Origin of the sequence: uncultured Mailhella sp. (assembly GCF_905187505.1) — a bacterium.
Classification (GTDB): Bacteria; Desulfobacterota; Desulfovibrionia; order Desulfovibrionales; family Desulfovibrionaceae; genus Mailhella.
Window position 1 is genome coordinate 1 of sequence record NZ_CAJJIC010000125.1, and the last position, 7,096, is coordinate 7,096.

4 protein-coding genes are annotated in these 7,096 nt (G+C 63.3%); 2 read left to right on the forward strand and 2 right to left on the reverse strand.

Annotated features, from left to right (window positions below; all coding sequences use genetic code 11):
• Positions 1-239: 239 nt before the first annotated feature.
• Positions 240-3,059 carry a CBS domain-containing protein gene (locus QZZ60_RS09730; RefSeq protein ID WP_295640931.1) on the reverse strand — a complete coding sequence of 940 codons (2,820 nt, stop codon included), beginning with the start codon at positions 3,057-3,059 and terminating at the stop codon, positions 240-242.
• A gap of 68 nt (positions 3,060-3,127) precedes the next feature.
• Positions 3,128-4,396, reverse strand: coding sequence for a site-specific tyrosine recombinase (locus tag QZZ60_RS09735; RefSeq protein WP_367119416.1), 1,269 nt, complete (start codon positions 4,394-4,396; stop codon positions 3,128-3,130).
• A gap of 404 nt (positions 4,397-4,800) precedes the next feature.
• On the opposite strand from QZZ60_RS09735, the gene QZZ60_RS09740 reads away from it, so the two are divergent.
• Together QZZ60_RS09740 and QZZ60_RS09745 are read left to right on the forward strand one after the other, a co-directional pair.
• Entirely contained in the window at positions 4,801-5,811 is a 1,011-nt protein-coding gene (locus tag QZZ60_RS09740) for a YbhN family protein (RefSeq protein WP_295640933.1), read from the forward strand.
• A gap of 527 nt (positions 5,812-6,338) precedes the next feature.
• Positions 6,339-7,031 carry an outer membrane beta-barrel protein gene (locus tag QZZ60_RS09745; RefSeq protein ID WP_295640935.1) on the forward strand — a complete coding sequence of 231 codons (693 nt, stop codon included), beginning with the start codon at positions 6,339-6,341 and terminating at the stop codon, positions 7,029-7,031.
• The last annotated feature ends 65 nt before the right edge of the window (positions 7,032-7,096 follow it).

The window sequence follows — 7,096 nt, forward strand, 5'->3', positions numbered from 1 at the left end:
GAAACATCGGTCGGCCACGGCAGGCGGGTGCGGCAGCACACGCCTGCACTGACTGGGCAGTCCGAGCAGCGTCCGCCGAGACTTCCGGCCTTTTCGTCACTCCCCTGCCCTGCCGCCTTTTCAAAGCACGACATCCGGCATCCGCACGACGCCCGCCGCGCGGCGAAGCCGCAAGGCGAAACGAGGGGGCGCGGGGGGAATCATTCCCCCCGCACTGCCTTTTCTGCCTTTCCTGCCTTTTACTTTTCAGCGGCGGCGCGGGCGGCTTCCGCCTCTTCGGTGAGGTAGTGCACGGCGAGTCTGGCGGCGAGGGCGAGCTGATCGTCGCGGGACATGGATTCGTCGTCCATTTTAGCGGTGAGCACGTCGTTCAGGATACGGCCGATCATGGGACCGGGCTGGACGCCGAGGCGTTTCAGGTCGTCGCCGTTGACGTCGGGCTTCATCTGCCGCCCCATGTATATGTAGCGGGTGAGCTTTTCGTGCTGTTCGGGGTTATCCTCCTGAGCGAGGAGGTAGAGCAGGGTTTCGAGGGGGGCGCGGCCGAGCATGCGGTGCAGGTCGCTGAGGGAGCCCTTTTTCTTTTCCCACTGGTTCATGCCGGAGCGGGCGGCCATGATGGAGGAGCGCACCTGCATGGTTTCGCGCTTGCGCCTGTCGGAAAACTGGAGCCTGTCGAGCAGGGATTCCACGTCGGGGGCCGGGGCGCGGCGGCACAGGGCGATGAGCATGAGCATGAGCAGATCCGGTTCTTCAGGCAGATACATTCTCATGTACCATTCGAGCACGCGGCGCACTCTGTCGGCCATGTCGCGCTTTTCGTCGTTCATGGCGAGCAGCGGATGCACTTCGGCGAGCAGGCCGAGTTCGTCCATGCGGCGGAATCCGAGGTAGGGATTGCGTTCCTCCATCATGAGTTCGAGTTCGTGGCAGATGCGCGAGCCGGACAGATGATGAATAAGGTGCAGATCGTCTATGGCGTTGCGCATGAATCGTTCGCACTGGGCGCCCATGCGGAAGCCGTAGCGCTGCTCGAAGCGCACGGCGCGGAACATTCTTGTGGGGTCTTCCACGAAGCTCAGGGCGTGCAGGGTGCGTATGCGCTTGTTTCGGATGTCCTCCTGTCCGTCGAAGAAGTCCACGAGCTGGCCGAAGACCTGCGGATTGAGGCGCACGGCCATGGCGTTGATGGAGAAGTCGCGGCGGTAGAGATCCATCTTGATGGAACCGCGTTCCACCTGCGGGAGCGCGCCGGGTTCGGTATAGAACTCGAGTCTGGCGGTGGCGATGTCCACCTTGATTTCCGTGGAGTCGGCAAGGTGCGTGCGGCGATGCCTTTCGACGTCGGCGCAGAGGCTTTCTGCGGGGAAGACAAGCATGGCGGTCATGAACTCACGGTGTTCGCGCACGCGTCCCTTGAGGCGTATGGCCAGATTGTGGGCAAAGGCCATGGCGTCGCCCTCGATGACGAGGTCGATGTCGATGTCCGGCCACTTGAGTCCCTTGCCGTCCATGACGAGGTCGCGCACGAAGCCGCCCACCACGTACACGGAAGCGCCGACGTCGTGCCCGATTTCTCCGGCCATGCGCAGGAAGTCGAGGCAGGGAGCGGAAAGACGCTTGCGCATGACGGAGGTGAGATTTCTTTCCTTGCGGGCCTTTCGGCTCACGGGGGGAATGTGCGCGCCGTTCTCGCCCATGAACAGGCGTATGATGTCGGTGCGCGTGACCACGCCCACCACGGGACGGGTCACAAGCACGGCCTCGCGTTCCTCTTCATCCATGCCCTGCACGTCGCCGCCGCCCACCACGGGAATGAGGCGCTGCTGACAGCCCACCATGATGTCGACGAGTTCCTGAATGCCCGCGGTTTCCGGCACCACGCTGAAACTGCGCTGCATGTACATGCTCACCTTGATGTGCGCCAGACCGTGACTTGAAGCCTTGGCCGCGGTTTCCTGGGCAAGAAGACCTATGCAGCGCTGCGTGCCGTCGGCGAAGATGGGCACGGCCTTGAGTCCGTAGCGGATCATGAGGGCCTGCGCCTCGCCTATGGTGAGCCTTTCGGACGCGCCGAGGGCTGGGCTCGTCATGAGCTTGCCCGCATTTTCGTCGGCGTTCACGATAAGCGAAGCCTGCATTTTGAGGAAATCGCGCACCTGCGGGAGCGTCATGTCCTTCACCGAGGCGGAGGCCGCATAGTAGTGTCCTCCGCCGCCCAGTCTGCGGCAGATTTCCCCCACGTCCACGAGGGGCGTGCGGCTTCGGCCCACCACCTGCACCTTGTCTTCCATGGATGCTATGGCAAAAATCACGGAACAGTCCTCTATTTCCATGATGCGAGGGGCGAGGGTGGCGAAGTCTTCAAGGAAGGTTTCCGTCTGCATGGAGGATATGGCCATGACCACGCCGCCGCCGATGTCGCGCGCCTGCGTGTTCTCCAGCATGGATGAAAGCGCCTTGAGCTGCTCGCGGCCCATGACGCGGGTGATGAGACGGCTCACCACGGCAAGATCCGCGCCGCGGGAAAGCAGCCAGGAGGCGGCGTCGAAGTCTCGGGTGGTGGTGGAACTGTAGACGAACGAACCCGTGTCGCCGTAAATGCCCCCGGCAAGGGACGTGGCGATCTCGCACGTCACGTCGAGCCTGCGGCGGCGTATTTCCTCCACGATGAAGGTGCTCACCGCGCCCACCTTGTCGTCCATCATGAGCGCGGCAGGAAGACGGTCGTCGCCCTCGTCGTCGCTCAGCGGATGATGATCCCACACGTGAATGTCGAGATCGTCGCGCTCAAGCAGCTTCTTCACCTGCGGCAGACGACTGGCCAGATGCGTGTCCACCACCACGAGACGCTTCACCTGCGCCGCGTCCAGCTCGCGCTGGCTCACGCAGGGATAGAGCGGCTCCACCACTTCGTCGTAAAATTCCTGCACCTGCCTTTCCTGACTTCCGGGAAAAAGCAGCACGGCGTCGGGATACAGAACGAGCGCCCCCACCAGCGCGGCGAGCGCGTCGTTGTCGGCGTTGGCGTGGCAGGTGATGACGGTTTCAGCGTTCATGCAACATCCTTTCTTTTCTTCCTCTCCCCGGGGGAGAGCGCTTCTCTGGCAATTCTGCCGCAGGGAGGTCAGGCGTCCGTCGTTGCGCGGAAAGCGGACTCCTGCGTCCGGTTTTTTGCGGCGTTGTTCTCTTCGTCCGTCGTGCTCTGCCGCGTCTGCGGGAAAGCGCCCTCCTCCTCGTCTTCCTCCCCGTCTTCGGCGATGCCTCCGGCATGGAACAGATTGCGGGGGTGACAGCGGCGATACACGTCTTCCAGAAGGTCCGAACGGACATGGGTATACAGTTCCGTGGCCGAAAGGTCACTATGGCCGAGCAGCATCTGGACGGTGCGCAGATCCGCGCCTCCCTCAAGAAGATGCGTGGCAAAGGTGTGCCGCAGAGTGTGCGGCGAAATGTCGCGCCCGATGCGGGCGTCGAAGGCGTAGCGGCGGATGAGCTTCCACACGGCCTGACGGGTGAGTCCCCGGCCGGAGCGGTTCAGGAACACGCGGCTCTCCTGAGGCATGAAGTCCGGCCGCACGTTCTGCAGATAATCGTCCATGACGGCCACGGCGCGCGCGTGCATGGGAATGAGACGTTCCTTGCGGCCCTTGCCGAACACCCGCACCACGCCGCTTTGAAGATCGATGTCCAGAGGCCGCAGGTTCACAAGTTCGGACACGCGCAGACCGGACGCGTACAGGAGCTCGAGCATGGCGTGATCGCGCCGTCCGAGACGATTGTGCCTGTCCGGCGCGTCGATGAGCCGCAGCACCTCGTCGCGGGAAAGCACGTTGGGGAGCACGCGGGGGAGCTTGGGACCGTCCAGAAGCTCGGCAGGATTGCCGCTCATGAGCCTCTGATCCACGCACCAGCCGAGGAATCCGCGCAGACACGACAGCCTGCGCGCGAGCGTGCGCTTGCCGTCGCCGCGCCGCCTGAGCCACACCACGAAAAGCAGAAGCTGTTCGTCGTCCAGCGTGGCGAGCGCCTGCCGTGCCGTGAGATCCTCCGCGCCGCTCTCCTCAAGAAAGGTCGCAAGCGAGGCTATGTCCTGCCGATAGGAATCCACGGTCATGGGCGAGAGGCCGCGCACGGCAAAAAGCTCGTCGAGCCAGCGCTCGCCGAGAGCCCGCAGACTGTCCGAAGGCGCGCGCCTCGCGGCAAAAAGCGCCGTGGGCCTGGGGGCCTTCTCCCCCGCTCCGGCGTCGGGGGCGTCGATCACGGCCTGCGCCTCAAGAACGGCGGAAGTCTCCTCCGTCTGCGCCCTGTTCTTGCGGGGACGCCCGCGTCCGCGCTTCACGACCGCGGGCCACGGTTCCAGACCGGAAACGGTCCCCTCACTGTCTGCCGTCATGCTGACCTCCTTCTGCGGGGCATACCCCCCGACACGCGTCCCTGAACAGTGACGCGCCTGCCTTCAAATTAACGGCCGCGGAAGGGAGCGTCAACGCCCTTCTCCCCATGTTCCTTTTGTCCCAAGGCGGCCGGTCTCCCGCGGGCAAACGCGCACGCCGTGCACGCCGATTCCTCATGACGGCCCCGCAACAAAAAAGAAAAAAGTAAAAATTCCCAGTGAATTCACATAAAAAAGCATGGAGCGCAACACGTTTTCTCTTGTGAGAAGCGTACGCCGACATCATATTTGTCGCTATCCTCCCCTTGCCTTTACCCGCCCATGACGGTATTGTGATGGCGCTAAAAATGTTCTTCCGCCTCATGGCATGACTCTGTATCTTCCGGGTGTGCGATTTGCCGACAATGAAAAAATATCTGCCGATTCTGGGAAAGCTCCTCGTTCTTCTCATCTGTGCGCTGGCCTGCTGGCTCCTTTACGACAAGCTCAAGCGCTACAGCATGGAAGAAATCATCGACAGCATACTTCACATACGGCACAGACAGCTCGTTCTGGCCGTCATTCTTGTCGTCATCAACTACGCCATTCTCGTGGGATACGACTGGCTGGCCGTCAAGGCCATCCACCGCCGTCTGCCCTTCCCCAGAGTCTGCCTCGTGTCCTTTGCCGGTTCGGCGGTAAGCTACAATCTCGGCGCGCTGCTCGGCGGCACCACCGTGCGTTACCGGCTCTACAGCGCCTGGGGCTTTCATCCCATAGACATCGTGCGTCTCGTGCTCATGCTGGCCGTCACGTTCTGGATAGGCGCGCTCGGCCTTGCCGGCGGCGTGCTGCTCTTTGCCAACGTGCACATTCCTCCGGAACTCGGCATCGAACCCGGTCACATACGGCCTCTCGGCGCGGCGCTGCTTGGTCTTTGCATTCTGTATCTTTTCGTCTGCTGGTGGGCCAGAGGCCGCGCCGTGCGCATCTTCAAAAAGGAATTCGCCCTTCCCACCCTGCCCATCGCCCTCGCGCAGACCGCCGTGGCCTGCGCGGATCTGCTCGTGGCCGCCGCCTGCCTTTATGTGCTGCTTCCCGAACGCAGCGCCATCACCTTCGCCGACTTCCTGCCCAACTACCTGCTCGCCCAGGTGGCCGTGGTGCTCACCCATGTGCCCGGCGGCGTGGGCGTGCTCGAGCTCATCCTCATGCACATCATCCACGGCGTGAACCCCAAGCGCCTGTTCGGCGCCATTCTCGTGTTCCGCGTGCTCTACTATCTCGTGCCCCTGCTCATCTCCCTCATCATGCTCTTCATCTATGAATTCCGCCTGCGCCGCCGCACCCCGGAAGAAATCGCCGAAGACGAAAGGGAAACCGAAGAGCTGCCCGAAGAGAGCCGGTCCTCTTCCGAAAGCGCCGGACAGCACTGACGGGGCGCCCGCGCGATCCGGCAGAACACATCCCTCCTCCCCGCGCGGATCATGCCGCATCGCAGGTGCTGCACGATCCGCCCCCTCCGCTCTCTGCCGCGGCCCCGCCTCTGCCGAAGCTCCGTCTTTTCCCGCGCGTGAGCGCCTTTGCCTTCACGCCCGCGCCACAAGGCCCGGCGCTCCCTGCCTGCGTCCGTTCTGCCTTTTCCCGTCCCCGCCCCGGCGTCCGATCGTCTCCCGCCCGACGCCGGTTCTGCCCCCTTCCTCCCCGAAAAAACGCCCCTCGACGACATCCGCCGTGCCTTTTTCTCCCCGGTTTCGGAACGCTCTCACCTCATGCCGCGCGTTTCTCCCCGAACTGCGCGCATGATAATCATGGATTGCCCGCCCCCACGCGCTATAACGAAGGCATGAACCAGGTTTGCGCGGCCCTCCGCCGCGGCCTGGAGCAAAGGCCCGCGTTCATCCCTGCGCGCCGTGCGCCGGAGCGTTCCGGCCTTTGAGCACCTCTAACCAGGAGAACTCACATGTTCAAGAAGTTCGGAATGCTGCTTGTCGCGGCCTGTCTTCTGCTTCCCGCCCAGGCACAGGCCGCCGATCTCATCGGCGTGTACGTCGCGCCCAAGTTCGTGCTCAACGTCCAGCACTTCAAGGGCATGGGCAAAGACCTCGACGGCGACCGGCTGCCCGGCTCCGGCTCCAAGGACGCGGCCCGTGCCGGCGGCGCTCTCGCCATAGGCTACGATTTCGCCCCCGCCTTCGACCTGCCCGTGCGCGCCGAACTCGAATACGCCGCCTACGGCAACTCCTCGCGTCACCTCGGCTTCATCGATCAGCTTGCCGGCGACGCGCTGGCCGCCAAGCACACCGTGCGCTTCCAGACCCTTCTGGCCAACGTGTACTGGGACATCACCGACTTCTACGGCTTCACGCCCTACGTCGGCGGCGGCATCGGCATGGCCTTCGTCACCAACAAGGTCAACTACAACTACAACGGCGTCGGAGAATCCGAAAACAGCTCCTTCTCCGATACCGACACCGTGTTCGCCGGACAGGTGGGCCTCGGCTGCTCCTACGCCTTCACGGAAAACATCGCCGCCGACTTCGGCTATCGCTTCCTCATGATGGGCGACGCCAAGGCCAGCAATCCCGGCATCTCCATGAAAAGCAAGGACATGTATGCTCATCAGCTGACGCTCGGTCTGCGCGTGACATTTTAAGGGGGGAGGAGTGACGCGAAAGCCCGTCAGCTCCGGACACGCTGTACGGACACGGGGCTTGCACG

Excerpts from the sequence above, each read along its gene's own strand:
- QZZ60_RS09735 (WP_367119416.1), bottom strand. The coding sequence starts at position 4,396 with ATGACGGCAGACAGTGAGGGGACCGTTTCCGGTCTGGAACCGTGGCCC.
- QZZ60_RS09730 (WP_295640931.1), bottom strand. The coding sequence starts at position 3,059 with ATGAACGCTGAAACCGTCATCACCTGCCACGCCAACGCCGACAACGAC.
- QZZ60_RS09740 (WP_295640933.1), top strand. The coding sequence starts at position 4,801 with ATGAAAAAATATCTGCCGATTCTGGGAAAGCTCCTCGTTCTTCTCATC.
- QZZ60_RS09745 (WP_295640935.1), top strand. The coding sequence starts at position 6,339 with ATGTTCAAGAAGTTCGGAATGCTGCTTGTCGCGGCCTGTCTTCTGCTT.